Origin of the sequence: Edaphovirga cremea (genome assembly GCF_003332275.1) — a bacterium.
GTDB classification, from domain to species: Bacteria; Pseudomonadota; Gammaproteobacteria; order Enterobacterales; family Enterobacteriaceae; genus Edaphovirga; species Edaphovirga cremea.
Map to the genome: position 1 here is coordinate 111,226 of NZ_QOVA01000009.1, position 26,713 is coordinate 137,938.

At 51.4% G+C, this 26,713-nt stretch carries 23 protein-coding genes and 1 pseudogene; 7 read left to right on the forward strand and 17 right to left on the reverse strand.

Going from position 1 to position 26,713, the window contains the following annotated elements; genetic code table 11:
- The first annotated feature begins 30 nt into the window (after nucleotides 1-30).
- On the forward strand, nucleotides 31-1,464 hold the full coding sequence (pdxR, locus tag DRI82_RS14100; protein ID WP_157968073.1) for a MocR-like pyridoxine biosynthesis transcription factor PdxR: 1,434 nt from the start codon (nucleotides 31-33) through the stop codon (nucleotides 1,462-1,464).
- On the opposite strand, the gene DRI82_RS14105 is transcribed toward pdxR, so the two are convergent.
- Complete coding sequence (locus DRI82_RS14105) at nucleotides 1,461-4,574, reverse strand: efflux RND transporter permease subunit (RefSeq protein ID WP_114194557.1); 3,114 nt, start codon at nucleotides 4,572-4,574, stop codon at nucleotides 1,461-1,463. The genes pdxR and DRI82_RS14105 overlap by 4 nt on opposite strands.
- 511 nt (nucleotides 4,575-5,085) lie before the next feature.
- On the opposite strand from DRI82_RS14105, the gene DRI82_RS14110 reads away from it, so the two are divergent.
- Together DRI82_RS14110 and DRI82_RS14115 are read left to right on the forward strand one after the other, a co-directional pair.
- Complete coding sequence (locus tag DRI82_RS14110; protein WP_114194558.1) at nucleotides 5,086-5,343, forward strand: YjhX family toxin; 258 nt, start codon at nucleotides 5,086-5,088, stop codon at nucleotides 5,341-5,343.
- 77 nt (nucleotides 5,344-5,420) lie between these two features.
- Nucleotides 5,421-6,269 (forward strand): class I SAM-dependent methyltransferase, encoded by an 849-nt coding sequence (locus DRI82_RS14115; protein ID WP_114194559.1) that lies wholly within the window; start codon nucleotides 5,421-5,423, stop codon nucleotides 6,267-6,269.
- Between the two features lie 74 nt (nucleotides 6,270-6,343).
- Here the strand turns inward: DRI82_RS14115 and DRI82_RS14120 are convergent, their stop codons facing one another.
- A complete protein-coding gene (locus DRI82_RS14120) occupies nucleotides 6,344-6,748 on the reverse strand; it encodes a DUF2000 domain-containing protein (RefSeq protein WP_211317666.1) in 405 nt (134 codons plus the stop codon).
- Nucleotides 6,749-6,892: 144 nt separating this feature from the next.
- On the opposite strand from DRI82_RS14120, the gene DRI82_RS14125 reads away from it, so the two are divergent.
- Entirely contained in the window at nucleotides 6,893-7,381 is a 489-nt protein-coding gene (locus tag DRI82_RS14125; RefSeq protein WP_114194561.1) for an Lrp/AsnC family transcriptional regulator, read from the forward strand.
- Between the two features lie 167 nt (nucleotides 7,382-7,548).
- Here the strand turns inward: DRI82_RS14125 and DRI82_RS14135 are convergent, their stop codons facing one another.
- From DRI82_RS14135 to DRI82_RS14145, 3 genes are all read right to left on the reverse strand, one after another.
- Nucleotides 7,549-7,827, reverse strand: a complete 279-nt coding sequence (locus DRI82_RS14135) for a GNAT family N-acetyltransferase (RefSeq protein WP_114194563.1) — start codon at nucleotides 7,825-7,827, stop codon at nucleotides 7,549-7,551.
- A 1-nt stretch (nucleotide 7,828) separates the two neighbouring features.
- Nucleotides 7,829-8,059: a (4Fe-4S)-binding protein gene (locus tag DRI82_RS14140; protein ID WP_114194564.1), complete on the reverse strand. Its 231-nt coding sequence runs from the start codon at nucleotides 8,057-8,059 to the stop codon at nucleotides 7,829-7,831.
- A 170-nt stretch (nucleotides 8,060-8,229) separates the two neighbouring features.
- Nucleotides 8,230-8,703, reverse strand: a complete 474-nt coding sequence (locus tag DRI82_RS14145) for a periplasmic heavy metal sensor (protein WP_114194565.1) — start codon at nucleotides 8,701-8,703, stop codon at nucleotides 8,230-8,232.
- Nucleotides 8,704-9,057: 354 nt separating this feature from the next.
- Between DRI82_RS14145 and zraS the strand changes: the two genes are divergently transcribed.
- Both zraS and DRI82_RS14155 read left to right on the forward strand, forming a co-directional pair.
- Nucleotides 9,058-10,524: a two-component system sensor histidine kinase ZraS gene (gene zraS, locus DRI82_RS14150; protein WP_425452660.1), complete on the forward strand. Its 1,467-nt coding sequence runs from the start codon at nucleotides 9,058-9,060 to the stop codon at nucleotides 10,522-10,524.
- Nucleotides 10,511-11,860: a sigma 54-interacting transcriptional regulator gene (locus DRI82_RS14155; RefSeq protein WP_114194566.1), complete on the forward strand. Its 1,350-nt coding sequence runs from the start codon at nucleotides 10,511-10,513 to the stop codon at nucleotides 11,858-11,860. The genes zraS and DRI82_RS14155 overlap by 14 nt, the downstream gene beginning before the upstream one ends.
- A gap of 91 nt (nucleotides 11,861-11,951) precedes the next feature.
- On the opposite strand, the gene DRI82_RS14160 is transcribed toward DRI82_RS14155, so the two are convergent.
- The 11 genes and pseudogenes from DRI82_RS14160 to DRI82_RS14210 form a co-directional block, all read right to left on the reverse strand.
- A complete protein-coding gene (locus DRI82_RS14160) occupies nucleotides 11,952-13,568 on the reverse strand; it encodes an Ig-like domain-containing protein (RefSeq protein WP_114194567.1) in 1,617 nt (538 codons plus the stop codon).
- Between the two features lie 108 nt (nucleotides 13,569-13,676).
- The gene (locus DRI82_RS14165; protein WP_170138712.1) at nucleotides 13,677-14,363 is read right to left on the reverse strand and encodes a ZirU family protein; all 687 of its coding nucleotides are present in this window, start codon (nucleotides 14,361-14,363) and stop codon (nucleotides 13,677-13,679) included.
- An 82-nt stretch (nucleotides 14,364-14,445) separates the two neighbouring features.
- The gene (locus DRI82_RS14170) at nucleotides 14,446-17,136 is read right to left on the reverse strand and encodes a ZirU family protein (protein ID WP_245956848.1); all 2,691 of its coding nucleotides are present in this window, start codon (nucleotides 17,134-17,136) and stop codon (nucleotides 14,446-14,448) included.
- A 179-nt stretch (nucleotides 17,137-17,315) separates the two neighbouring features.
- Nucleotides 17,316-17,492 (reverse strand): annotated as a pseudogene (locus tag DRI82_RS14175) (4-hydroxy-2-oxovalerate aldolase); the annotation flags it as partial.
- Between the two features lie 15 nt (nucleotides 17,493-17,507).
- On the reverse strand, nucleotides 17,508-17,963 hold the full coding sequence (locus DRI82_RS14180; RefSeq protein WP_114194569.1) for a hypothetical protein: 456 nt from the start codon (nucleotides 17,961-17,963) through the stop codon (nucleotides 17,508-17,510).
- A gap of 207 nt (nucleotides 17,964-18,170) precedes the next feature.
- The gene (gene mhpE, locus DRI82_RS14185; protein WP_114194570.1) at nucleotides 18,171-19,181 is read right to left on the reverse strand and encodes a 4-hydroxy-2-oxovalerate aldolase; all 1,011 of its coding nucleotides are present in this window, start codon (nucleotides 19,179-19,181) and stop codon (nucleotides 18,171-18,173) included.
- Nucleotides 19,178-20,128 (reverse strand): acetaldehyde dehydrogenase (acetylating), encoded by a 951-nt coding sequence (locus DRI82_RS14190; RefSeq protein ID WP_114194571.1) that lies wholly within the window; start codon nucleotides 20,126-20,128, stop codon nucleotides 19,178-19,180. Before DRI82_RS14190 ends, mhpE begins: the two co-directional genes overlap by 4 nt.
- Nucleotides 20,125-20,922, reverse strand: a complete 798-nt coding sequence (mhpD, locus tag DRI82_RS14195) for a 2-keto-4-pentenoate hydratase (protein ID WP_114194572.1) — start codon at nucleotides 20,920-20,922, stop codon at nucleotides 20,125-20,127. The genes DRI82_RS14190 and mhpD overlap by 4 nt, the downstream gene beginning before the upstream one ends.
- A 14-nt stretch (nucleotides 20,923-20,936) precedes the next feature.
- Nucleotides 20,937-21,806 (reverse strand): alpha/beta fold hydrolase, encoded by an 870-nt coding sequence (locus DRI82_RS14200; protein ID WP_114194573.1) that lies wholly within the window; start codon nucleotides 21,804-21,806, stop codon nucleotides 20,937-20,939.
- A 21-nt stretch (nucleotides 21,807-21,827) separates the two neighbouring features.
- Nucleotides 21,828-22,772, reverse strand: a complete 945-nt coding sequence (gene mhpB / locus DRI82_RS14205; RefSeq protein ID WP_114194574.1) for a 3-carboxyethylcatechol 2,3-dioxygenase — start codon at nucleotides 22,770-22,772, stop codon at nucleotides 21,828-21,830.
- 1 nt (nucleotide 22,773) lies between these two features.
- Nucleotides 22,774-24,441, reverse strand: a complete 1,668-nt coding sequence (locus DRI82_RS14210; protein WP_114194575.1) for a bifunctional 3-(3-hydroxy-phenyl)propionate/3-hydroxycinnamic acid hydroxylase — start codon at nucleotides 24,439-24,441, stop codon at nucleotides 22,774-22,776.
- A gap of 133 nt (nucleotides 24,442-24,574) precedes the next feature.
- Between DRI82_RS14210 and DRI82_RS14215 the strand changes: the two genes are divergently transcribed.
- Nucleotides 24,575-25,375 carry a DNA-binding transcriptional regulator gene (locus DRI82_RS14215; protein WP_114194576.1) on the forward strand — a complete coding sequence of 267 codons (801 nt, stop codon included), beginning with the start codon at nucleotides 24,575-24,577 and terminating at the stop codon, nucleotides 25,373-25,375.
- A gap of 131 nt (nucleotides 25,376-25,506) precedes the next feature.
- Here the strand turns inward: DRI82_RS14215 and hcaD are convergent, their stop codons facing one another.
- Nucleotides 25,507-26,706 (reverse strand): 3-phenylpropionate/cinnamic acid dioxygenase ferredoxin--NAD(+) reductase subunit, encoded by a 1,200-nt coding sequence (hcaD, locus tag DRI82_RS14220; RefSeq protein WP_114194577.1) that lies wholly within the window; start codon nucleotides 26,704-26,706, stop codon nucleotides 25,507-25,509.
- Nucleotides 26,707-26,713: the final 7 nt, after the last annotated feature.

Genomic DNA, 26,713 nt, shown 5'->3' on the forward strand with positions numbered 1-26,713 from the left:
TTGTATTTTATTAATGCAAAAAGGGTTTACGTGCCTGCTTTCGCGTTGCAAAAAATAACCGGCGTGTCATTTCAAGCGCAAATTTACCGCTATTGGGTGACGCAGTTTTCGCAGAATAAAATCGGTCCCGGTGAGTTTTTACCTTCGGTAAGAACCTCTGCGCAAGACTTCAATGTATCGCTTAATACCATCAGGTTGGCTTATGAGAAATTGGTCGAGGATGGTTATGTCATTAATCGACCGGGTATCGGCTATATTGCTGTTTATAGCAAGGACGTAAATACCGGCGTTATTTTTTCCCCTCCGCAAAAAACCCAGGCATTTACTCCCCCTCTGTTTGCCCGATCGACGGGATTTCATCAGGATCCCTGCGACAAATCCGCTTTCAGCTTCAGGTTAGGTGCCATCGACCCCCTTGCGTTTCCATGGGCGTCCTGGAAACGCTGGAATAATGCCAGTTCACATTACCAGCGCGAACTGGCTTCGGCATACCAGGATCCAGCGGGATTGTATCCCTTACGTGAGCAGATTTGTCAGCACGTATTGCTGAATCGCGGAATCAAAGCCGTTCCAGAACAGATTGTTGTCACCCATGGCACACAGGAATCCCTTTCCCTGCTGACCCGTCTTTTTCTCGGGCCAGACAGTTCAGCCGTTATTGAGAATCCGGGTTACGCGGGGGCGTGGCAACTGTTTCACTTGTCCCAGCAAATTTCTGGTAACCGCATTATTCCTGTCGATATCGATAACGAAGGGATGCGCACTGAGGTATTACCTGCGGGTAAGCACACTTTATGTTACGTCACCCCCGGGCATCAATTTCCGACCGGGGTGACGCTGAGTCAAACGCGGCGTTATGCGTTACTCGCCTGGGCCTGCCAGTCCGGTTGCTATGTGGTGGAGGATGACTACGATTCGGAGTTCCAATACGGTACAACACGCGTCCCCGCGCTGAAAAGTCTGGATAATCAGGAGTGTGTGATTTACCTCAGCAGTTTCTCCAAATCACTCGGTGCTGGTTTACGCGTGGGATATATGATCTGCCCGCAGCATTTGACCGAAACCATTACGAGTTTGAAAGCCTTGCTTGATAAGGGTAATTCAGGGCTGTCACAAGCATTTCTGACCGACTTTATGCTGCGTGGCGATTATTTGCGCCACCTTAAAGCTATGGAAAAACGCTATGCCAAACGGTATGCACTGCTGCGTTCAGCTTTAGCGGATATTTTCCCGCACTCATCCCTTTATCCGGCAACGGCAGGTTTACATCTGGCCCTGCACTATAACGAACCGCAACCCCTGGCAGAGCGGCTGACAGAACTGAATGCCCTGGGCATCGGTTTTGGTCGCGAAAACAGTTACTTCTCGCCAAGTGAAGATCGCCAGACATCCGGCGTTTTATCTTTTGGTTTTGGCGGAATAAACAGCGAGCACCTGAAACAGGCGCTCGCGCTGATGCATTAACGCTGACGCGGTGCAAAGAGACGGCAAATCACCACGAAGAAGACGGGAACGAAGAAGATTGCCAGGATCGTTGCAGAGATCATGCCGCCCATTACGCCCGATCCGACCGCATTTTGCGCCCCGGATCCCGCGCCATTACTCAATACCAACGGCAGAACCCCGAGAATGAATGCCAGAGAGGTCATGAGGATCGGGCGAAGCCGCATTCGCGCTGCCTCCATCGTCGCCGAAATCAGATCCTTGCCCTCTTTTTCCATCAGATCCTTGGCGAACTCGACGATCAGAATGGCGTTTTTCGCCGACAATCCTATCGTGGTCAATAACCCTACCTGAAAATAGACGTCATTGTTTTGCTTCATCATGAATGCCGCCAGCAATGCACCAATCACACCCAGCGGCACCACCAGCATAACGGAAATCGGGATTGACCAGCTCTCATACAACGCCGCCAGAGAGAGGAAAACGACGATCAGTGAAATCGCATACAGCGCCGGAGCCTGATTGCCTGATAACCGCTCCTGATACGACATGCCCGTCCAGTCGTAACCAATACCGCTTGGCAACTTGCTGGCCATTGATTCCATCAGGGCCATGGCATCACCGGAACTTTTACCCGGCGCAGCTTCACCCAGAATTTCCATCGAGGGCAAACCGTTGTAGCGCTCAAGACGCGGTGAACCTTTGCTCCAGTGCGCATCACTGAATGCCGAGAAGGGAACCATCTGCCCGGAACTGCCACGAACGAACCAGTTATTGATATCGTTTGGCAGCATTCTGTAAGGTGCCAATCCCTGCACGTAGACCTTTTTCACCCTGCCGCGATCGATAAAATCATTCACATAGGTCCCGCCCAGCCCGGTGGCAATGGTCTGGTTGACATCATCAATGGATACACCCAGCGCCTCTAATTTATCCTGATCGATATCTATCTGATATTGCGGTGTATCCTCAAGCCCATTGGGACGGACCCGCACCAGCGTGTCCCGGTGTTTCGTGACCATGTCGAGCAGTTGATTTCGCGCCTCGGTCAATTTTTCATGGCCCAAACCCGCATTATCGATCAACTCAAAATCAAAGCCGGTTGCGTTCCCCAACTCGATAATTGCTGGCACGTTGAATGCAAACACCATCCCGTCTTTAATCGTTGAGAAATACTTGTCGGCGCGGGCAATCAAGGCAGGTGCTTTTTGACTGGCCTCTTTACGCAGCGACCAATCTTTGAGCATAACGAACGCCATCCCGGTATTCTGGCCGTTGCCGCTGAAACCATAACCGGCAACGGAAAATACTGATTGCACCGACTGCGACTCCTGATGCAGGTAATAATTTTCTACCTGACTGATGGTGTTCAGCGTTCGTTCCTGCGTGGCACTGGCGGGAAGTTGTATCAAGGAAAACAGTACGCCCTGATCCTCTTCCGGCAGGAACGCCGTTGGCAGGCGAAGAAAAAGGAACGCCATTCCCGCAACAATAATGATATAGATCAACAGGTAGCGACCAGTTCGGCTCAGAATCAGGGAAACGCTGGACTGGTAGTGACCGGCGCTGCGCTCGAATATCCGGTTGAACCAGCCAAAGAGACCGCGCTTGCTGCCGTGGCTTTCTGCTGAGTAGGGTTTAAGCAACGTGGCGCAAAGCGCCGGGGTTAAAATCATTGCAACCAGCACTGACAGCGCCATCGCAGATACGATGGTGACGGAAAATTGCCGGTAAATCGCCCCCGTCGACCCCCCAAAGAAGGCCATCGGAATAAATACTGCCGACAGCACCATCGCAATCCCAACCAACGCCCCCTGAATCTGCTCCATTGATTTGATAGTGGCGGCTTTGGGCGACAACCCCTCTTCCTGCATCACCCGCTCGACGTTTTCAACCACGACGATGGCGTCATCAACCAGCAGTCCGATCGCCAGCACCATCCCAAACATCGAGAGGGTATTGATGGAGAAACCAAACGCCCCGAGAACGCCGAATGTCCCTAACAGCACCACCGGTACGGCAATGGTCGGGATCAGCGTCGCACGGAAATTTTGCAGGAAGATATACATCACCAGAAACACCAGGATGATCGCTTCAAATAACGTCTTTACCACTTCCTGAATGGAGATTTTAATAAACGGCGTCGTGTCATAGGGGTACGCCATTTTCAATCCGCGCGGGAAAAATTGCTGCAAATGGGCGATCTGTTCTTTTACGTTATTTGCCGTTTGCAGCGCATTGGCACCGGTTGCCAGTTGAATACCGATGCCGCTGGCGGCCTTGCCGTTATAACGGGCAACGGTATCGTAATTTTCACCGCCCAAAGAGACTTGGGCAACGTCACGCAGCCGCACCTGCGAACCATCGCGATTTATCCTCAGGATAATGTTCCTGAACTCCTCGGGATCTTTCATGCGGGTTTGCGCAATGATCGAGGCATTCAACTGTTGCCCAGCCACTGGCGGCGTTCCGCCAAGTTGCCCCGCCGCGATTTGGTTGTTTTGCACTTTCAAGGCATTGACCACATCCAGCGTGGTCATTTGGTAGGTATCCAACTGATTCGGATTCAGCCAGATGCGCATGGAATATTGCGCACCAAACAGCTCGACATTTCCCACCCCATTCAACCGACTGACGGGATCCTTGATATTCGCGGCCACGTAATCGGCAATATCTTCATTATTCAGCGAGGTATCGTCGGAATAGAATGCGGCCACCATCAGATAGTTACTGGTCGATTTCTCTACGCTCACGCCCTGCTGCTGCACTTCTTGCGGCAGAAGCGGCAGCGCCAACTGCAATTTGTTTTGTACCTGTACCTGCGCGATATCGGGATTGGTTCCCGACTGGAAAGACAGCGTGACCGTATCGTTGCCTGATGAATCGCTCTGAGACGACATATACATCAGGTTATCGAGGCCATTCATATTCTGTTCAATCACTTGCGTAACCGTATCCTGCACGGCCTGCGCATCGGCACCGGGATAATGCGCCGAAATGGCTACGGTTGGAGGAGCGATCGGAGGATATTGGGAAATGGGCAGATTAATTATGGCGAGTGCACCAACCAACATGATGATAATGGTAATCACCCACGCAAATATAGGGCGCTCAATAAAAAACTTAGCCATAGCTGACCATTTCCTCACGGCAAAAACAGACGGCCAGCGGGAATATCCCTCGTAGTCGACATTGCAGAGGGATTTTCACTAGCCATATCAATCAGAAAAGTTGCCGGAGTTTATTCTTCCTCGTGGAAAGCTGAATTATCTTTAAATGGCATTGGCTTGGTACGGTGCGATAAGCGTTGTTACAGTTGCCAGATATTTCCGATATTGATTGGTGTGATGTTTGTTATAAAAATAATAACAACAGTTTTAGAGATCACAGAATCGATAATACGTCCTGCTGAATTTTCTTTAATTCATTGACTTTACCAATATCAGAAAGTAAATTTTACCCGTTCAACGCTTTCCCTATCCATTATTACCCGAGGCCTGCATGTTGGAGATTGTGACAAACCACTGATATTTCATCTCGTTGTTAACGGGCTGAATATCAACGCATCCAAAACCTGAGATTTTGACGTGCATTATTTTTAATGCATGGGTGCTTTTTTGTGGATTTCACAAGGTATTCGACATGAACCTTTCCAGGGCGGAACAACGTGTTCTGCACCAACTCGCCAAAGGCGGCCATATTCAATTCGAACGCAATACCAGCGGCCGGGTCACTTCAGTCATTTGCTATAACCGCGATGGCTTTTGCCTGCTTGATTGTTCGCTTGCGGTATTCAATAGACTCAAGACCAGGAAACTGATCCGTTCGCATCAGGGCGCACCTTATCGCATCACCCAGCAGGGTCTCGGTGCTGTGCGATCGCAACCTGATAATCGTTAGCCTCTGATTGAGCATTGCGGACTATTTTACAAGGAGTGAAACCCTGCATGCAGGATTTCAGCAGTAAGGAACACCTAATGAAACTGATTGATATTATTCAAACCAAACGCCCTATCGAGCCATGGACACAAGGGGAAAAAATTCCCTGGAACGATCCGGCATTCAGCCAGCGAATGCTGGAAAATCATCTGGCGCAAGAGCACGACTGGGCCAGCCGTCGGCGTGAAATCATCACCCGGCACGTTGACTGGATTGATGCCACTCTTCAGGGCGTGCCCTCGCGGATACTCGATTTGGGCTGCGGTCCGGGGCTGTATCTTGAGCAGTTGGCCGCCAAAGGCCATCACTGCACCGGCGTCGATTTTTCACCGGCGTCTATCGAGTTTGCTGAACAGCACGCGCGGGAAAATGCCTTGTGCGTCACATATCATTGCAGCGATATCCGTGATTTTCAGCCAGAGCAAACCTTTGATCTGATCATGCTGACATTCGGCGAGTTCAATGTTTTTACCTCGCAGGATATTCAGCAGATCTTGTCTCAAGCCAAGGCCATGCTCAGATCGGGCGGATACCTGCTGCTGGAAGTCCACACGTTTGCGGAGGTAAAACGCCAGGGCATGAGTGGCACAAATTGGGAGAGTGTCGAATCCGGACTGTTTTCAACACAACCGCATCTGTTGCTACAAGAAAACAACTGGGATGAGCAACGTCGCGTCGCGACAACGGCCTATTGGGTGATTGATGCGCAAACCCAGCGGACCACCTGTTATGCATCAAGTATGCAGGCATATGACGAGGCGGATTATCTTGCTCAATTCAGCGATGCGGGCTTTACCGTCGGCAAAAAACTGACTGCCGATGAATGGCCGACTGGCCAGTATTTTGAGGGAAAACTTGCAACGTTCTGGTGCCAAAATCAGGACTGATTATTTACCCTGAAGCCAACGGAAACCGGACAAGGCAGCGCATTTTGCTGCCTTTTTCGTCACTTGCTTAGGGACTAACGCAGCAGTTTCAATGCGCCCGTGAGCGATCTGACCCATTTTTCCGGGCCAGCCAATCCAAGACCATCCAGTGTTTCGTCAACCAGATCACGCTGTGGAAAAGTATTCTCATAGTCCAGAAAGCTGTGCATTGACCGCGCAAAGGCAGGAAAAGGGACAATCGCCCGCTCACCTGCCGCTCCCAACGCCTTCAACATGATTTCCTGCATCTGCAACGCATTCGCTTGCAGAATGGGCACGGGTAATTTTGAGCTGACATCTATAGTTCTACCCTGAGCGTCACATAAAGTCGTTCCGGCCAGCAGAGAGAATTTGGCTGCCAACCCAATTCCTACGGCGCTGGTGGTATTGGCAAGTAAGCCGATCGGAAGTTCAGGGTTTACGATAATCGCGAGACGCATATTTCCTGTCAAAATGAGACTCCTGGTGACGACATTTGAAAACACGATCATAGCGTTGGCTGGCAGGTAAATGCTTTCTTTTCGCAGTCAAAAAGCGCTCAATCTGGTAGAGTCTTCCTAAATAAACTTTAGAGCGGGTAGAAAATGTCAGCATCAGAAATCACACCGGCAGATATTCGAATTTTGAAGGAGCTACAGCGTTCTGGTCGCATCACCAATCAGGATTTGGCCGATAAAGTGGGAATGGCGACCTCGCCCTGCTGGAGACGGGTTAAGCATTTGGAAGAGAGCGGCGTCATTACCGGCTATCAGGCCAATATCGATCGACAGAAAATCAAATTGGGGATTCTGGCCTTTATCCGTGTGAAAATTGATAGTCACAGTGAAGAAGAGGCGCAGCACTTCGAGAAACAGATGGGGGCATTGAAACCGGTGATTGCCTGCTATGCCGTCGCGGGGGATGCTGATTTTCTGTTGCAGGTGGTTTCAGAAGATCTGGACACGTTCTCAACGTTTGCCATGTCGGTGCTACGCCGTTTACCGGGCATCAAGGAGATGCAAACCACCTTTGTTCTTCGCGAGGTAAAACCCCTCGACTATCTACCGCTTGACCAGATGCGACGCAGTACGTGAGGATGTTGAGCACTGCCCAGGTTCAAAATGGCAAATAAAATAGCCTATTCAATAGGCGTAATTGTTGCAGTCAGTTTGGACATGGACAGCGCGGAAAAACCGGAGCGTACATAGAGTACGTGAGGATTTTGAGCACTACCCAGGTCCAAAATGGCAAATAAAATAGCCTATTGCCGGATATCTTGATATTCAGGGGTCACATCAAACTGATGCTTGGCAAAAGGACAGAGCGGAATGATTTTCCTGTGCTCTTTACGCATTTTATCGACCACGAGGGCGACCAGTTTTTTACCCACGCCTTGCCCCTGCAAGACGTCATCAACGTAGGTATGGTCAATGATTGATAGTTTTTCTCCGCTGGGAACAAACGAGATTTCAGCGATCATTTCGCCTTTTTCATTATTGATAAAAAAACGTTTCTCATCTTCCTGAATCGCCAAGGTCATGTTATTTGTTCCTGTACTGAAGGGCACCGCTTGGGCAGGTTTTGACGACGCGCATGACTTCACTTTCTGCGGCATTATCGGGTGTGATCCAGGGTTTATGATCGAGTTTAAAAATGGACGAATTACCGCGCACGCAATTTCCGGAATGCTGGCATCGCGCGGCATTGAAATAGACATCGATCCTGTCACCGGTATAGCAGCGGTATCCCGCATCGATTAATTCATCGCTCATTGAAATGACACCTTGGTTACCGTTTGCAGCATGTCTGAACAGTATAGGTTCGCGCCAGTAAAACTGTTAATCAATGGCATCGGCGGAGCAAATCACCCCGCCTATCATGTTGTGTTTCTCATGATTTTTCTAAAAAGCAGGTCAGCAAATCGGAAAATTCCTGCGGATATTTACTGATAACCTCTGCCGCAATGCGGGCCAGGATTTCCCATCCTGACGGAATTACCCATCATTCCACGATGGTGTCCCATCAACGGCATTCCGGCTTTTGCCAGTTGGGTGTCCATGGTGACGCGATGCTGGTAGAGGCTGTCGCGCAATGCGGCAATCTCTTTACTCACCGCCAACAGCTTCTTATCGTCGACGGGGCTACTGGTCAGCACGGCGTTATATTCATAATTTTTTGAGAGCAATTGCTGATGTAGATTTGCCGTTGCCGTCTGATACTCCGCAAAAACCTTTTGCCAGATCGCTTGTTGTTCAGCGGTCAGATTGGCTCTATAACCGCCACCGTTCATTCCCTGATGATACTGACCGCCGTTCATGTTATTTCCCATACCGTGCTGAGCCAGTGCTGAACCACTGAATCCTATCAAAGAGCCCAGTGAAATAATGGCGGCGATCGCAGTTTTATTGAGTTTCATAATAATTTTCCTTTTGTCTGATTATCAATAAACAGGGTATTTCTTTGTCCTCCCGGGAAGTAGTGCAATACACATGCCACCCTTTTTTCTGGCACGAAACTTGATGGTAATCAGTCCAGATGAAGAGAGGTTTTTAGCGATTATCACAGCGAAAAGCCCTTATGGCGCGGCTTGCAACGTAGAATGCAGAAGAGGGTCGATTATTCCGGCATGTCATTTACGCTAATTAGCAGCTTGATTTACCCTAATTCGTTAAGCGGGACCGGGTAATAATTACCCGCAGGATTTATCATGTGAGTCATTATTACTCGCCGGGCGCTGTGGATAAAAATAAAGATCCCGCAGGTAAATAAAATGGAGGTCGTTGTGAAGGAATTTAAGGGCCAGCATGGGTTATTGCCCTTGCTCCCATCCTGGTTTTTTATCAGTTCGGTGGTGGTGTTGGTGATCATCATCGTCACCATGGCGATAAAAGATCTTAATCGCGGGCGGGAGATTGAAACCCAGACCCTGCTGGAAAAAAGCACCGTCTTGATCCGTGCGTTTGAATCGGGTGCCCGAACCGGCATGGGGATGCGCTGGCGTCACGATCTGCGCCAGACACTGCTGGAAGAGATGGCCTATCAACCGGGCGTGCTCTATATCGCGGTAACGGATCCTTCGGGTAAAATCCTGGCCCACAGCGATCCAACGCGCGTGGGTACGCAACTCTATAGTCCGCAAGAGATGAAATCGCTGAATGTTGCTTCCACAGAACGCTGGCGGTTTACTCATTTCATTGATGAACAACGTAATAGTCAGAATGCGTTTGAAGTCTTTCGCCTCTTTAAACCCACACAGCAAGACCCGCACCGTGGGCATATGAACCGCCATAACGTCGTCAATCCTGCAATAACAACCTCTGCCGACGGTGAAAATAACGCGATATTCACCGCTTTCGACACCACGACACTGGATGCCACCCAGGCGAAAGATATCCGCAATACGCTGATCTTCCTGTCGATTCTGCTATTACTGGCGCTGGTGAGTATGTTGGCGCTGTATTGGGCCAGGCGGTACCAGCAATCGAGCCGACAGTTGCAGGAAGAAGTGCGGCGCAAAGACAAACTGGCGGCGATTGGTAATTTGGCTGCCGGTGTCGCCCACGAAATCAGGAATCCGCTCTCGTCAATTAAAGGTTTCGCCAAGTATTTTGAGAGCCGTTCACCGCCAGGGAGTGAAGAGCAAGAATTGGCGAAAGTGATGGCCAAGGAAGTGGATCGATTGAACCGCGTTATTTCCGAGTTGCTTGAGCTGGTTCGCCCTGTCGATCTCAGTTTCCAGCGGGTCAATATCAATGAAATCATTGAGCATTCATTGCATCTCATCCGGCAGGATGCAGAAAGTAAACACATCAGAATTCAGTTCGACAGCAATAAAAATCTGCCAATGATCGAGCTCGATCCCGATCGTTTTACGCAAGTCTTGCTGAATCTCTATCTGAATGCGATTCAGGCCATTGGCAATGACGGCACTCTTGCCGTTTCTCTTGAACTTGTTGAGGGAAGCGGATTACGAATCGGTATCAAGGATTCAGGCAAAGGTATCCCTCCTGACGATTTGCCGCATATTTTTGACCCTTATTTCACCACCAAAGCGTCAGGAACCGGTCTGGGTCTGGCGATTGTGCAGAAAGTGATTGAAGAGCATCAGGGCCGGATATCCGTCACGAGTACCCCGCAGTCAGGTACGCTATTTATCCTGATGATCCCACTCACCCATAGCGGCGAATTGACGTCCGACAAACCGCCAAGGAAGGTTCCACGCCATGACAACGCATAAAGCCCACATTCTGGTGGTGGATGACGATCTGAGCCACTGCACTATTATCCAGGCATTGATGAAAGGCTGGGGATATGATGTGAGTCTCGCCCATAACGGCCGCGCAGCCGTGGAACAGGCAAAAGAGATCCCCTTTGACCTGATCGTGACCGATGTCCGCATGTCTGAAATGGATGGTCTCGAAGCGCTTAAAACCATCAAAGCCTACAACCCGGCCATTCCCATTTTGATCATGACCGCCTATTCAAACGTCGAATCGGCGGTTGATGCCATTAAATCAGGGGCGTACGACTATCTCACCAAACCCCTTGATTTCGATATGCTTCAGCTAACCATTGCGCGCGCCCTTGAGCATACCCATCTCAAAACCGAGAATGAGCAGCTCAAACAGCAGTTGACCGCGGCGCCGCAAAACATGATTGGTCGCAGCCCGCAAATGCGGCGTCTGATGGATATGATTGCCATGATTGCCCCTTCCGACGCGACGGTGTTGATTTGTGGGGAATCAGGGACCGGAAAAGAGCTGATTGCCCGTTCGGTGCACGCCAACAGTTCACGCCGGGATCAGCCGATGGTGATTGTGAACTGCGCAGCATTAAGTGAATCACTGCTGGAATCCGAACTGTTTGGTCATGAAAAAGGGGCATTTACCGGCGCGGATAAACGTCGGGAAGGCCGCTTTATGGAAGCCGACAAAGGCACCCTGTTTCTGGATGAAATTGGTGAAATCTCATTATTGATGCAGGCCAAGCTACTGCGGGCCATTCAGGAGAGGGAAATCCAGCGCGTAGGCAGCAACCACACGCTCACGGTTGATGTCCGCCTCATTGCAGCGACCAACCGCGATCTGCTGGCGGATGTTGAAAGCGGAAAATTTCGCCAGGATCTCTATTACCGTTTAAACGTCATGACGATCGACACACCCGCGCTCAGGGAAAGAAGTGAAGATATTCCGCCGCTGGTTATGCATTTCCTGGAAAAATATGCCACCAGAAACCGCAAGGCCGTCAAGGGCTTTACACCTCAGGCAATGAATCTGCTGTTGAAATACAACTGGCCCGGTAACGTCCGGGAGCTGGAAAATGCGGTAGAACGCGCCGTTATCTTGCTCACCGGTGATTTTATCAGTGAGAAAGAGCTGCCGCTGTGCATCAATCAGTTTGCTCAGGATAATCCGCACGGCGATCAGGCAGATCAGGCGATCCAGCCCCTCGAGCAGATTGAAAAGCAGGCTATTTTAACCGCCCTTGAGAAGACCGGCGGTAATAAGACGGAGGCGGCAAAACAGTTGGGGATCACGCGGAAAACCCTGCTGGCAAAATTGCAGAAGACGTAAAACTCACGACCGAAAGCGTATTCGATCACCGACGAATACGCTTCGATGTCCGTTTTTAACTGCCCGCTTCCAACCGTCCGCACGTATTCCCTTAAAGCGACCGGGAACACGTAACATAGGTTGTGCCATCCAATGGGAAACTGAACAAACTACCGTTCCCCAAATAGACATAATGCCGCGCATTACCAGCACTGGTGAGCTCAGTCACCCAATAGTTACCCGCGAACCACCCGTTGGAGTAAGCGCCCATCGATCCCCACTCATTCCACAATCTGCCGTTGGCATCGCGGTTGGCACCCGTCTCAATAGTTGGCGTTCTGTCGGTCATCTGGCTATAGCCCGGTATGGTGTAGCCTCCGCCCTGGGAGCTGCACCATGCTCCGGCGTCACTGGTTCCCATTATGTTGTAGCTGTTATTTATAAACCAGCGGTTGACAGTAAATCGGTAAGTTAATGATGAGCCACTGTTTATATTTTCAGCCGTAATGGTGACCGAATTATTGCCGGAAGTGGGTTCCTGATTGAAGCTTACATTGCCGCTAGCGTCTACACTGACCCAGCCCTGATCGGCAGACCAGCTAAAGTCTGCATTCTCCGCAACGTCTTCCCCAACGACTAATTGGAATGCCGCCCCGGTGAATCCATTGTTAGGGAATCCATCATTAACCGAGAAAGAAGCGCCGTTGACTAAAATATGCGTCATTTGGGTCTCAGCAAAAAATTCGACAGTGACAGTCGCGGAAGTACCATTGGTGGTCGTTGCCGTTACTTCGCTCGTGACCGCCGACTCACTGGTCAGGAATATTTCCACTTCGCCTATGCTGTCGGTTTCACCGCTGGCATAACGCAGGTTCACACCGTTGGTCGCGGTGAAATTCACGGTTTCGCCCGCAATTTCATTGCCACTATTGTCCATTACCCTGACCAGCACCCGGTTATCATCCGCGCCATTGGCCTCTGCGTTGTTTTGGGTCACTTCCGCATTGATAACCGCAGCCGGCCCCGCAGTGAAGAGCGTATTGATAGATTGTGAATCGTCATCGATTGTAGCCGTGACCAGAGTGGGTCCGGCGATATCATTCGTGACGTAAGCGGTTGCCACGCCATCGGGGCCGCTTGGCTCATTCGCTGAAACCACGCCCAGATTGTCCGCAGTAAAGTTGACCGTGGCATTTGGGGCTGGTGTACCATCCAGATATTCAACGTTAGCACGTACTGTATTCACAGCCACCCCGTCGGCCACAACACCCAATGGCGATTCGTCCCATACCAGACTGGAGATAACCCGTTGCCACTTGATATTGATTGGGCTGGGCAACTGAACCGGCAGTCCAACGTTGGGTTCCGTAATGCTGGGATCGGTCTGGGGTGTGACGACCACATTCAACTCACTGCCTGCGGTAATGTCGTTGAGATTCATGGTGTAACTCGGACTCGTCGCCCCGCTAATCATGTTGCCGTCCAACATCCACTGATAGGTTGTTCCATATTCAGCGTCACCATCGGCATCATTGAAGGCGGATGTCACCGTAATAACATCCCCGACCCGCGGATTTATATTGTTGACGGAGAGAACTGACGTTGGCGCCCGTCCGTGAACTGGCGTTGTTGATTGTTGGACGGCCTGCACCGTCTGGCTCATGACGATCGCCAGAACCAGTAATATCCTGAATAAAAAATCATTAAAGATAAAATAGCGGTGCAGCATCCAATATATCCATCATGCTGATAGTGCGTTAATTAACCCAGACACGCTCACACTATCAGCGTGTCTGGGTTTACTCTTTATTGCCGATTCAACGAGTTACTCGCTGAATTAGTTACTGACGACGACCTGAATGCTCAACCGCTGATCTGTACGCACTGGTGTATAGGTATTGGCTGTGGCTCCGCTGATGTCGGTGAAGGTATTCGATCCTACCCCAGTTTCAATCTGCCATTGGTAAGTCAGGCCAGTACAGGCACCGCCCGCACACGTTGCTGTCGCAGTGAGTGCAGAATCAACCTGTGGAAAGCCTCCGACTTCGCCGGATACCGTCACGGCTGTAACCGTGCCGCCAGCAATGACCGTCAAGGCATTGGAAGCGACTTCCAGACCCACGGCAGGATCGGTAATGCCAGGATCGGTATGCGGCGTAACCTGCACAGTAATGACTTTGCCCAAGTCATCCGCAGTGATGGTATAGGTGTTGGTTGTTGCTCCTGGGATATCAACGCCATCGGCCCGCCATTGATAGGTTGCTGGTATTGCCACATCGCCGTCCGCATCGCTGAATGTACCGGGAACACTGAGACTTAATGTATCTCCGGTATCTATCAAGCCATTGCCGTTGGCATCGTCCGAGACAATGGTGCTTTGAGTGACTACCGGTGCGCGCCCTATGACGGTGGCAGTCGGAGTGGATGTGAAGACCGCCCATGCAGACCCGGCTATCAACAGGCTCAATATTACTCCCGCGACCAGAGACCCCAGCCCTTTTCGTGAGACTATCTTGTTTTTCATTGTTTTCTTTCCTCTTCTGCACCAAAAATCAATGTGTTAGTCACATTTCTTTGCCAATCGGAATGATGATAAATGCCTCGTTTCAATGCGAAACCACTCTAATAGCCCGTTTCTGCAAGTCTGCCGTTACTGTCAATGATTCTGATGTTGCCCCTGGTATAGCAATGAACACTCCCGACCCCACAAAAGATTCAATTTCCCACTGATAATTCACTGGCACGCCGTTACACAACGCAATTGAACACATCGCAACCGCCACGAGGGTGTCATCAACAACCGGGTGTTCAGTTAATTCAACGCCGTTGTGATATATCATTAATTTCACTGGTATTTCTGATATAAAAGAGGTATCGATACTTTGACTGGCACCCTCGACACTGGCTGTCACCGTGGTGACACCTGCATTGATATTGGCCAGCGTCACCGCCACCTGACCATTGGCGTCTGTAACGGCGGAGGGGGTGATGGTCGCATCATTATTCGCTTCGAATTCCACCAAAATATCCGCAATAGGATTACCGTTTATGTCAGTCACTTGCGCCTGGACTTCATTGTGGTTGACACCATTGGCGAAGGCATCATCAGTAATCACCGTCATCTCAATGGCCGCAGTGCGGGGATCTGCGGTGAGTATTACCTCGCTGGATTTCCCTTCTATGGCAACGCCATTCACCGTCGGTATTACCGTCGCGGTTCCTGCCGATATCCCGCTCAGTTCTGCGTGATATACACCGTTTTCTTCTGTTACCGCACTCACGGTAGCGTCCGGAACACCTGTCACTTCAAATCCCAGCGTTAATTCATGGATAGGTTGTTCGTTGCTATCCAAGGCCGTAAAACTGAGCGTACTGGTCTCTATTCCATCAGCAATTATCGTTGCAGGCGTTACGCTAAAGAGAGAATGCTCTGGACTCAGTGCATGGTTACTCTGCGTTAATACAATCTTAGCTGATGCCAGAAATAGATCATTAATGACAGGAACAATAACGGCTTCCCCTTGGGTTAACCCCGCCGTTAATTGAAAGGTATAAACACCGGGTGCAGTCTCGGTAATAACACCCAACTGTGGATTGATCGCAGGTGCTGCGGCCATTTCGTCAGGCGTAAAATGTAAATCCAGCGTCAATTGCTCGGCCATACCCTGAACCGGCAGGTTGTTATTATCGTTCAGACGTAAATTAATAAGACTGCTGGCAACGCCATCCGCAGGTATTTCAGCGGGAGATGCCTCTATTGTAGAATTAGCCGGATTAATTTCTTGTGGCGTAACAATGATTTGGGTTGAGGCCCGGTTCGAGGCATTTCCCTCATTGTCGTAGGCCACGGCACTCAGGGTATAAACATTGCCGCTTATCGTGTAAGGCGGCAGTTTTATCGAGAGGCTTTGTGAGGAGATCTGTATTACCTCGCCCCCCGCAGCGACCAGCGTGGAGGTATCCCAGTCTATTCGCTTAAGCCCATATTTGGCCGTTACCTGTGCATCCACTTTGATGATTTCAAACGCACTTCCTGTCACCTGGTCCGGCAGTGACAGTTGAATCAATTGCTTTTTTTGGTACTCCAATACAATATTGTTGTTACGCTCAACCAGATCATAACGACTCCCCGCCAGTGTGCGACTCGCGGCGACCGCCGAGGGATCAATCTGCGACTGCCATGATGCGCCAAGGCGATAATTCAGTTCGATACTCAGGTTGGTTTCATTATTGCCGCCTTTACCAGAGCGATTATCAACGCCAATTGTGACCAAGGGGATAGGCGTATAATTTATCCCGGCGGTCACTGCATAGGGATTCTTCTGCCGGTTGTCTTTACCAAACAACGCCACTTCTTCACCCTGATAGCGTTCATACACCAGTTTTCCACCCAACTGCGGATAGGCGGGTAAATAGGCTTCAGCACGAAGATCATAACCGTTGGCGGGGCGTTCATTATAATCAGCAAAATCCCTGGACTGATGCCAGTCAGTTAACCTCAGATAGCTGTTAGCGGATAATTTCAGGTAATCCGTCCAGGCTTCAATACCCAAACCGATCCGGTTATTCTTGCCGGTCATATCACGATCGTAAAAAGTATTGGCACCGTACATCCAGTCATCGTACAGCATGCGTACACCCGCACCGATGTTGACCGTATTGCGTCCATCGTTGTTGCGAATACCTAACTGACTGAATAACAGAGATTCCCGATCGTCGTAAAAGGGCACCAGAAGATCGACTGCGCTACCATCCAAACCAAGATCGTTATTAACCCCCAATTTCACGCGCGCTGTACCGAACTGGCTCAGCCAATGCTCTGCGGAGTCGCTAGCCTCACCCACCACGGCAGAACGTGCCATGTTGGCTGCCGCCCCCGAGGTATCACTGTCAGCCAGAATTGAGCCCCCTTTTATCAGACTGTGTGCCAGCCTTTCTTTATATTGCGGGGGAGGTGTTGTTTGCAGCGGATCACTATTGTCACTTTTAAAAGGTGACGATGGGCTACGTGGAATATCAATCTCATCACCCACACCCAGTTGAGTGAAGTTTTTCGAAAATGTGCGGAACTGGTTTGCTTTCTTGAGTTCGTCCAACGTTAGATGATTTTTTTTCGCAATTGTATAGACGGTTTCACCAGGTCCCAGCGTATATGGCACTGTTTCATACTGCATAATCGGGATAGTCTGCTGAGAAGATGAGAGCATATTGGCTATTGCGGGATAAAAGGATAGCGTCAACGGTAATAACAGTTGAAAGGCTATATTAGTCCACACAACAATTGATTTTAATGTCACGGAGAATAACTCCATCTGAATATTAATCAGCGTAGCTATCTACTGTCACTTTCTCAAATCAGGGGCGGGGTTTTATATTGGCGGAGATAATAGGAGGCTGATTTCCAAGGTAAAAATATCCAAAGGTATTAATAGCGATCCGTGACATTGCCGATGTGCCGGATCCGGCGTCATACATCCGTTTTGCGATCGACGTGCACCGGGCGATCCTGCAATGGACGAACCAGATCATCGGCCGCATTCATGAGCGCGTAAAGTTCCGTGCCATGGTGCCAGCCAAGTTTATCCGCAACTGCGATAAAGACTTCAAGCGGTGCGTTACCTGCGCCTGCCCCCATGCTGGCCAGGCTGACGTTATAGTTTGCTATATATCATTTACTGATAATCTTACCTTGTGTACCGGCGTCAGTGTCCATCCAAACATCTTCACCTTTAACACGGCGATCACCTTGGATTGTAAAAAGAACAGTTCCTTTTTTAAACTGAAGTGCACCATCTGTTTTTTTTGCTTTGACCACTTGACCATCAACCATCACTTTATTGTTAGCATCAATATTGATCTTCGCAACAGTGGCACCATCATTGCTCATAGCAATCCAATTGCCCGCATAAGAACTCGATGTAGTTTGCTTCACAGCCCCCTCTGTTGATCCAAAACCAGCCTTGGCATTTTCTTCCTTAGACTTATGGATATCACATCCCTGCGCTTCTGATACTTGTGTACATCCTGAATGTTCTAGCTGTTGTCGATATTTCGCATTGATCGCATATACAGGAGCACTGATAAGACCCATTAGTACTAAAGCGCATAACATTTTAGTTTTCATATCTCATACCTCTTATCAGTTGTACAACCAGGCATATTGCAGTGTTCAGCCATGAGCAATCATTATCCAAGAGATTCAACGTAATAATTAATGCATAAATTGTAGTTCCCGTTCTGGGGTGGTCAAGAGGAGCTCTCAAAAGCTTCGCGAAAATCGGAATAACCAAGGGTGATGCACCGTAGCGCACCACCCTTGCACGTCACGTTTTTATCGGCGGGACAAATCCAATGCCACATCCACGATCATATCTTCCTGACCGCCCACCATCCGGCGTTTACCCAGTTCCACCAAAATATCTACCGCGCTGATACCATATTTTGTCGCCGCAACTTCGCAATGACGAAGGAAGCTGGAATAGACACCGGCGTAACCCAGCGCCAGCGTTTCGCGATCGACGCGTACCGGGCGATCCTGCAACGGACGAACCAGATCGTCGGCCGCATCCATGAGCGCGTACAGTTCCGTGCCATGGTTCCAGCCAAGTTTATCCGCAACCGCGATAAAGACTTCAAGCGGTGCGTTACCTGCGCCTGCCCCCATGCCGGCCAGACTGGCGTCCACGCGATCGCATCCTTCCTCAACGGCGGCAATCGAGTTTGCCACGCCAAGACTGAGATTGTGGTGAGCGTGCATGCCGGTAAGCGTTTCAGGTTTAAGCACGGCCTTCAAGGCACGGAAACGGGCGCGAATATCATCCATATTCATCGCCCCGCCTGAATCCACGACATAAATGCAGGTGGCGCCGTAACTTTCCATCAACTTCGCCTGAACGGCCAGATTTTCCGGCGTCGTCATATGGCTCATCATCAGGAAGCCCACGGTATCCATCCCCAGTTCACGGGCATACGCGATGTGCTGTTTTGAGACATCCGCTTCGGTACAATGCGTTGCAACACGCACCACGCGAGCACCGGCGTTATAGGCATTCTTCAAATCATGGAGCGTACCGATACCCGGCAGTAACAGGGTGGCTATTTGAGCATGTTTCACGACGTCAGCGGCCGCTTCAATCCACTCCAGATCCGAATGGGCACCAAAACCGTAATTGAAACTGGATCCTTGCAAACCGTCACCATGCGCCACTTCAATGGAGTCCACCTTCGCAGCATCCAGCGCCCTGGCAATGTCCTGCACATTTTGCAGCGAATATTGGTGCCGAATGGCATGCATCCCGTCGCGCAATGTCACATCGGAAATAGTGATTTTCTTCCCACTCATGCTATTTCTCCTGCAACCTTCGCCATTGATAAAGCCATGCGCTCAGCGGTCGCCAGCGCGGCGGACGTCATAATATCCAGGTTTCCGGCATAGGCTGGCAGATAATGGGCTGCCCCTTCAACCTCAAGAAATATCGACGTTTTCAGGCCAGAAAAACGCCCGATTCCCGGCAGGTTGAGCGGCGCATCGGGTGGGATGACATCAAATTGTACTTTCTGCTTCAGGCGGTAACCGGGCACATAAGCCTGCACCGCTGCCGCCATTTCATTGATTGAGGCCTCAATCTTCGACGGGTCGACGGCCTCACTCAGCACATACACAGTATCGCGCATCATTAACGGCGGTTCAGCAGGGTTCATGATAATAATCGCTTTACCCTTTTCGGCTCCTCCCACCACTTCAATCGCTTTCGAGGTGGTTTCGGTAAACTCATCAATATTGGCACGGGTACCAGGCCCCGCCGATTTACTGGCGATGGAGGCAACGATCTCGGCGTAATAGACCCTGGCCACCCGGGATACCGCAGCGACCATCGGGATGGTTGCCTGCCCACCGCAGGTCACCATATTGACATTGCCCTGAGCAAGATTTTCTTCCAGATTCACCACTGGCACACAATACGGGCCAATCGCCGCAGGGGTCAGATCGATCAGCCGGATTCCGGGTTTTACCGCCCGCAGTGCGGCAGCATTTTTAACGTGCGCCCCGGCACTCGTGGCATCAAAAACAAAATCGATATCAGCAAATTCAGGCATCGATATCAATCCCTCAACACCGCCATGGCTGGTGGGCACGCCCAGACGGCAGGCGCGGGCCAGACCATCAGAGGCCGGATCGATCCCGATCAATGCCCCCATTTCTAGGTGTTTTGCACTACGCATCACTTTAATCATCAGATCGGTACCGATATTGCCTGACCCGATGATCGCAACCTTTCTCTTACTCATGACGCTTTCCCCTCAAAAAAATGCGTTGCAACCGTGCCGATGCCTTCAATTTCCGCGACGAAACTGTCGTCGGGATTCACCGCAACCATCGGGCCCAGCGCCCCCGTCAATACCACATCACCCGCTTGCAACGGCGTTCCCAGACTTGCCATTTTGCGCGCCAACCAGACCGCAGCATTAATCGGATGCCCCAGGCACTCACTGCCGCGCCCGGTAGAGACAATGTTGCCATTACGCTTCAAACGCATGTCACAATTATGCAGATCCAATCCTTCAAGGCGGCGTGCCGGCCCCCCAAGCACATATGCGCCGCAGGAGGCGTTATCCGCGACAGTATCAACGAATGAGATCGACCAATCCTTGATGCGGCTGCCCACCACTTCCAATGCGGGCATCACCCACTCAACCGCACTGCACAATTCATCAAATGTTGTGTCGGGATTGGGCAAATCACGATTCAGTACCAAGGCAATCTCGGCCTCAATCCGTGGTTGCATCACCCGTGAAAATGGAATGCCCTGGTTGTCGCCGTAACACATATCGGCAAACAGTGTGCCAAAATCGGGTTGATCCACCCCCAATTGCTTCTGCACCTTGGAATGGGTGAGACCGACTTTTCGCCCCACCACGCGGCGGCCTGTAGCCTGCCAATATTTCACATTCAGTTGCTGGATAGCGTAAGCCGCCTCGCCGTTGCCAACGCCGAGGCAATCACGCAACGGTTCAATTGCCCTACCGTCAACCTCTGACTGGCGCAATGCCCAGGCTAATTGTTCCAGGTTGTAATCACTCATCACTCACCCCGTCATTAATGGCCAAGGAAATCCAGCACCATACGGTTGAAGGTATCGGCGTGCTCCCATTGCGCCCAATGCCCACAGTTACTGAAGATATGTAACTGTGATCCGGCAATGCCAGCCAGTAAACGCAGCCCGGTATCCATAGGTACAAAGCGGTCATTGCGTCCCCAGACAATTAGCGTCTGCGCCTTGATTTCGCCTAAACGTGGACTGAAATCAGGGAACTGTTTCGGGTTAATTGCCAGGCTTTTGACAAAGTTTTCCAGGTGATCGCGATTCGCCAAAATGTTGTCGAGGCGGGTTTTGAACAGGGCTTCGGTCAGATCGCTGGGATCGTAAACAAAGATATTCATCATTTTGCGCAGGTTTTCGAGGGTGGGTTCGCGGTATAACCCTTGCAGCAGTTTGATGCCCTCTGTTGGCATTGGAACAAAGGGGCTTGCCCCGCCGGTGCCGCCGCCCATCAATACCAGTTTGCCGACGCGCTCTGGCCAGTTCAGGGTAAAGGCGACCGCGCTATGACCGCCCATTGAGTTACCCAGTAAATGTACCCGTTGCAGATCCAACGCATCGACCAGCCCCTTGAGGATACGGGCATTGAGATCTGAGCGGGAACCGCTACTGACTATCGAGTCACTTTTGCTCCAGCCTGGGCAATCCAGCAGAATTACGCGATACCCTGCCGCCACCAGTGGTTCAATATTACGGCTGAAATTGGCCCAACCGCTGGCCCCAGGACCGGAGCCGTGCAGCATCACCACGGTTTCAGCGCCGCTGCCGCAGTCGTTATAATGGATCCGCAAGTCGGCTTCGCCCTCACGGATTTGTACAAAGTGGCTGGTATTTTCTTCAGTTAGATCAATGGATTTAGATGTCATGACGTTCTCCTGTAATCATTATTATTTCTGTGATGCGGCGCTGAGGGAGCCGAACCCGGTGATCCACTCAGGGAGTTCCCGGTAATAGCGACCTTCGGCCTGATAAGGGCCAAACGCTGATAACGCCGCAAAGGCTGCCATCCAGGTTTTGACCTCGTGGGTGGATTTACCCGCCAATTGGGACAACTCTTCGTTACTCAGGCCATCCAGTTCGCTCAGCCTTCCTTCTGAGAGAATATCCATAAACTGGTTATCCCAGACCGGGTTCAGTGGATGCAGGCTGTTTTGATCTTCCACAAACGCCCGCGCAGCAGAAATCACCCGCTGTTGGCGTAATTGTCTTTCATTTTCAGGTAATTGGCGGCCACTGCCGAGCAACCGATCGCGCATATGGGCCTCGGCCCCGGCCAGTTGCGGGACGGGTGGCTGGTGTGACAAACCGCCGGAACCGATTATCAATACCCGCTTGTCGAGGCCACGGGCAAAACGTCCGATCGCCTCTCCCAATAAGCGTGCACGCTTGAAATTAGGCATGGGCGTCGCCACTCCATTGATAAATACCGGGATTACCGGACATTTATCCAGGCCGCCGAGTAAAAACTCCAACGGTTGCGCAAAGCCGTGATCCACTTGCATACAGTAAGAAACGGCAGTATCAACGCCGGATTCGATCACCGCCCGCGCACACGCCTCGGCCAGTTCTGCAGGTACCGGCAATTCGCCCGCGGCACTGTTAAAATCACCGATGGCGGTGGCCGCCATGCCAATGCAAAACGGCGGCATGATGTCGTAGAAAAAGCCGTTGTAATGATCCGGGGCAAATAAAATCACCAGTTCAGGATCAAACGCTGCGATACGTTGCCGCGCTGCGGCAATGGTGTCCTCCACTTCAGCCAGTATCTCTGGGGTGGGATCAACGTAGCCCACCAGCGGTGAATGGGAGAGGCAATGCAGATAAGCGTTCATGTTAGGCCACCTTGTTTTCAATTGTTGTTGTGACTACGTGAGAGCGGAGCGAGGCAGCTACCGCCAGGGCATCCATCAACTTGCCGAGGGTTTGCGGAATTGCCATCCCGGCAATAAATCGATCTGGGCGAAGCACGACGATCGAGTGTCGCTGATTCGCGAACCAGTCCTTCAAGCGTCCGGTGGTGTCGCCAACGCACACTACGCCTGTCGATTGTTGGCGTACTGCGGGAAGCTGAACCTCTGGCACCACTTGAATAAATTGCGTTCCGGCCTGTTGCCACTGGGCAATCTGCTGGTCAGTTAAGCCCCATTGAGGGTTACAACCCCAGGCAATGACGGCAAAGCGTGGGCCGATCGCGTCATCCAACAGCCTTTGGGTACCGTTGCTGAAGGTGACTTTTGGCTGAATGAACATGCGCCCGACTGGGGAGTTTTTCTCATTGCCCGCGACCAGCGCACCGGTTTTGTATTGCGGCATAGGTTTGAAACGCATTTCGAGGAAGTAACGTTTGACCGGCGGCAAATAATTGAACAGCCAGGAAAGGCCATCCCGCAGTTTGCCTTGCCAACGGTGCGGCGGAGCCAGCACATGACCGGCAGTGACGGACAGATCGATCATCGCTTTGGCGTGATCGCGGCGCTCCTGTTGATAGGTATCGAGCAGGGCATCATCCGCCTGACGGTTAACCACCATGGCCAATTTCCAGGCCAGATTAAACGCATCACGCATTCCGCTGTTGTATCCCTGTCCTTGCCATACCGGCATGATATGTGCCGAATCGCCAGCCAGAAGAACGCGGTTTGAACGGAATTGCCCAGCCAGCCGCGCGTTGTGGGTGTAAACACGTTGGCGGATCAGCTCCACATTGTCCGGGTCCGGCAGGACCTTGGCCAACAGTTGACGCATCTTTTCCGGTTTACTGAGTTCACTTTCAGTCTCACCCGGCATCACCATGAATTCAAAGCGCCGTACCCCATGTGGCAAGGCGGCAGAGACATAGGGCCGCACCGGATCGCAGCACATGTAAATATGCGGCGTACTGAGCGGATCGTTGGCGATGTCCACCACGACCCATTGATTAGGCGCAGTTTTCCCGTCAAAGGAGATACCGAGGGTCCGGCGGATAATACTGCTGCCACCATCACAGGCCACCAGCCAATCAGCCTGCACCGTTTCGCGTTTTCCTTCGTTATCCTCAAGTTGCAGCGTAACGCCCTCTGCATCCTGACTGAACGCCATCAGGCTGCGAGAAAAAAGGCTGCGTACGTTGGGAAAGCGTTTCAGGCCAGCAAACAGAACTGCGTCAACTTGTGGCTGAATGAAGGCGTTGCGCCGCGACCAGCCAAATTCGTCGGTCATGGGCTGGATGTCGGCAAAGCAGCGTCCTTTCGGGGTAAGAAAGCGCATTGCATGCCAGGGCGTGGTATGCGGCAGAACGTTGTTGACCAAACCAACCGCCTGTATGGTGCGAAGCGCTTCATCGTCGATACCAATGGCACGCGGGTAATCGATTAAGGTATCGAGTTTCTCAATCAGTAGGACATCGATCCCCATCTGACCAAGATAGTTCGCCATCATCAGACCTACCGGGCCAGAACCTACCACGGCGACCTGGGACTGGTAATTGGCAGCGTGTGTGTTTTCTGAGAATTTGTTGTAGGACATTGGTTGCTCGTTTGTTAATATTTTATTATTACTTTAGGAGTATATGAGGCGCATTTTTAGCCTACAATGAAAAACGAACGCCCTGTGCACAGGGTGCACCACCTTGTTTTAAAAGGATTTAATAAGGACTATCATGCAAAACGATCCCAATACCGAATACAAGACCGTGCGTGGTCTCACCCGCGGGCTAGCATTGCTCAATATGCTGAATCGGTTAGATGGTGGTGCAAGCGTTGCCGAATTGAGCACCATCACAAATTTGCATCGAACAACCGTTCGCCGCCTGCTGGAAACACTCCAGGAAGAGGGTTACGTGCGCCGCAGCCATTCAAATGACAGTTACCAGCTCACGCTCAAAGTGCGTGAGTTGAGTGAAGGTTTTCGGGATGAGCAATGGGTCTCAGCCGTTGCCGCGCCACTGTTGGGAAAACTCCTGCAGGAAGTTGTGTGGCCAACGGACGTTAGCACCCTAAGTGTCGACTCAATGGTAGTGCGTGAAACCACCCACCGTTTTAGCCGGTTATCACTCCACAGATCCATGGTTGGCCGCCGCCTGCCCCTGCTGCTCACCGCTTCCGGTCTGACATATCTGGCTTTTTGCCCCGAACATGAGCGGGAAGCCCTTATTACTCTGCTTGCTACCCGCGATGGGGCTGAATTTCGTCTCGCACGTGAACCTCTCAAACTGGGACAGATCCTGCAACGTATCCGCCACAATGGTTATGGTGAAAACTATATGGGCTGGCAGCAGGAGGAGAAAATCGCCTCCATTGCCGTCCCTATCCGTAGCGAAAACCGGGTAATAGGCAGCCTGAACCTGGTTTACATCGCCAAAGCGATGTCCATTGAACAGGCGGTAGAAAGGCATCTTCCCGCGTTACAGGAGACTGCACAGCATATCGAGGCAGGAATCAGCCGCGGTATAGCCCTTTAAGGTGCAGCCACCCAGGCGTATACATTGTTAACGCCTTCTATCGCCCCGAATGAAGAGGTCCGCGAATGGCAACCCCCTTGTTCGCGGATTCCCTTTTTAAAACCGGGTAAGCAAGGCAAAATAATTCCCCGTTAAATCAGGTCTTTCAGTGCCACTTTCGGATCGGTCAGTTGCCCTTCATCCACTTCAACGCCTTGTTGAATCAATTTACGCAGATGACGGATTTCCCTTCCCTGATTCAGCGTTATCGCGCCCACCAGCTTGCCGCCGTGTAGCGCGAGCCAAATGGCACTGTGTGCCTGAACATCACCACGAACCAACCAGCGATCGCTTTGCATAGTCCCAATAAACTGGATATTGCTGTCATACTGATCGGTCCAGAACCAGGCTGGCGTGGGGGGCGGTAACGGTTTACCCAGCATGGAACAGGCCGCAACCTGCGCTTGCTGATTGGCATTGTCCCAGGTTTCCAGTCGGACAAAAGTTTCCCCCTGCCGGTGCAATGTCACATCACCCGCCGCATAAATATCTGCCACGGAAGTACAGCACTGTTCATCCACAATAATGCCATTGGCCGTTGCCAGCCCAGCTTGCGTCGCCAATTGATCATTGGCTTCAATACCAATGCCATAGATCACGGCATCGCCCGACAGTTGCTGACCGTCCTGCAACGTCAACACCACGTTCCCGTGCTCGATACCAGCGTGTTCAATCTGTGCATTGAGACAAAAACGCACCTGATGTTGCTGATGCAGTGCCATCAGATAATCCCGCACCGGCGGTGGCGCGTTGCGTCCCATCACCATCGGCGCCTGTTCAACCACGGTCACTTTGCAACCACGCTGAGTGGCGCTGGCGGCGAGCTCAAGACCAATAGTGCCCGCCCCCACAATCAGGATTTGCTGGTTTTCATCGAGTGCCACACGCAGTCGCCGGGCATCTGCGGCCGTGCGTAACCGGTGAGTTTTATCGCCCAACGCGTCCAACAGAGCCAAACGGCGGGCATTCGCACCCGTCGCCAGCAACAGTTTGTCCCACGGCAGCACGTCACCCGTCTCTAATGCCAGGGTGTGCTGCACAGCATCAATGGCGGCTACACGCGTATTGATGCGCAAAGTGACGCTGTTTTCTTCATAAAATGTGGCGGGAAGAATGTCCTGCAACACCGGCTCTGGTGACAACAACATGGCTTTCGAGAGCGGTGGACGTTCATAAGGCATTTCCGGTTCGTCGCTGATGACCAGGATATCGCCCGTGAACTGCTGTTGGCGCAATGCTGCAGCAGCCATGGCTCCCGCCTGACCACCGCCAATAATCACTATCTGTTTCATCGTGACT

What these genes read in the sequence shown, in the direction of transcription:
- DRI82_RS14105 (WP_114194557.1), bottom strand. Translation starts at nt 4,574, where the DNA reads ATGGCTAAGTTTTTTATTGAGCGCCCTATATTTGCGTGGGTGATTACC.
- DRI82_RS14110 (WP_114194558.1), top strand. Translation starts at nt 5,086, where the DNA reads ATGAACCTTTCCAGGGCGGAACAACGTGTTCTGCACCAACTCGCCAAA.
- DRI82_RS14115 (WP_114194559.1), top strand. Translation starts at nt 5,421, where the DNA reads ATGAAACTGATTGATATTATTCAAACCAAACGCCCTATCGAGCCATGG.
- DRI82_RS14120 (WP_211317666.1), bottom strand. Translation starts at nt 6,748, where the DNA reads ATGCGTCTCGCGATTATCGTAAACCCTGAACTTCCGATCGGCTTACTT.
- DRI82_RS14125 (WP_114194561.1), top strand. Translation starts at nt 6,893, where the DNA reads ATGTCAGCATCAGAAATCACACCGGCAGATATTCGAATTTTGAAGGAG.
- DRI82_RS14135 (WP_114194563.1), bottom strand. Translation starts at nt 7,827, where the DNA reads ATGACCTTGGCGATTCAGGAAGATGAGAAACGTTTTTTTATCAATAAT.
- DRI82_RS14140 (WP_114194564.1), bottom strand. Translation starts at nt 8,059, where the DNA reads ATGAGCGATGAATTAATCGATGCGGGATACCGCTGCTATACCGGTGAC.
- DRI82_RS14145 (WP_114194565.1), bottom strand. Translation starts at nt 8,703, where the DNA reads ATGAAACTCAATAAAACTGCGATCGCCGCCATTATTTCACTGGGCTCT.
- zraS (WP_425452660.1), top strand. Translation starts at nt 9,058, where the DNA reads ATGGAGGTCGTTGTGAAGGAATTTAAGGGCCAGCATGGGTTATTGCCC.
- DRI82_RS14155 (WP_114194566.1), top strand. Translation starts at nt 10,511, where the DNA reads ATGACAACGCATAAAGCCCACATTCTGGTGGTGGATGACGATCTGAGC.
- DRI82_RS14160 (WP_114194567.1), bottom strand. Translation starts at nt 13,568, where the DNA reads ATGCTGCACCGCTATTTTATCTTTAATGATTTTTTATTCAGGATATTA.
- DRI82_RS14165 (WP_170138712.1), bottom strand. Translation starts at nt 14,363, where the DNA reads ATGAAAAACAAGATAGTCTCACGAAAAGGGCTGGGGTCTCTGGTCGCG.
- DRI82_RS14180 (WP_114194569.1), bottom strand. Translation starts at nt 17,963, where the DNA reads ATGAAAACTAAAATGTTATGCGCTTTAGTACTAATGGGTCTTATCAGT.
- mhpE (WP_114194570.1), bottom strand. Translation starts at nt 19,181, where the DNA reads ATGAGTGGGAAGAAAATCACTATTTCCGATGTGACATTGCGCGACGGG.
- DRI82_RS14190 (WP_114194571.1), bottom strand. Translation starts at nt 20,128, where the DNA reads ATGAGTAAGAGAAAGGTTGCGATCATCGGGTCAGGCAATATCGGTACC.
- mhpD (WP_114194572.1), bottom strand. Translation starts at nt 20,922, where the DNA reads ATGAGTGATTACAACCTGGAACAATTAGCCTGGGCATTGCGCCAGTCA.
- DRI82_RS14200 (WP_114194573.1), bottom strand. Translation starts at nt 21,806, where the DNA reads ATGACATCTAAATCCATTGATCTAACTGAAGAAAATACCAGCCACTTT.
- mhpB (WP_114194574.1), bottom strand. Translation starts at nt 22,772, where the DNA reads ATGAACGCTTATCTGCATTGCCTCTCCCATTCACCGCTGGTGGGCTAC.
- DRI82_RS14210 (WP_114194575.1), bottom strand. Translation starts at nt 24,441, where the DNA reads ATGTCCTACAACAAATTCTCAGAAAACACACACGCTGCCAATTACCAG.
- DRI82_RS14215 (WP_114194576.1), top strand. Translation starts at nt 24,575, where the DNA reads ATGCAAAACGATCCCAATACCGAATACAAGACCGTGCGTGGTCTCACC.
- hcaD (WP_114194577.1), bottom strand. Translation starts at nt 26,706, where the DNA reads ATGAAACAGATAGTGATTATTGGCGGTGGTCAGGCGGGAGCCATGGCT.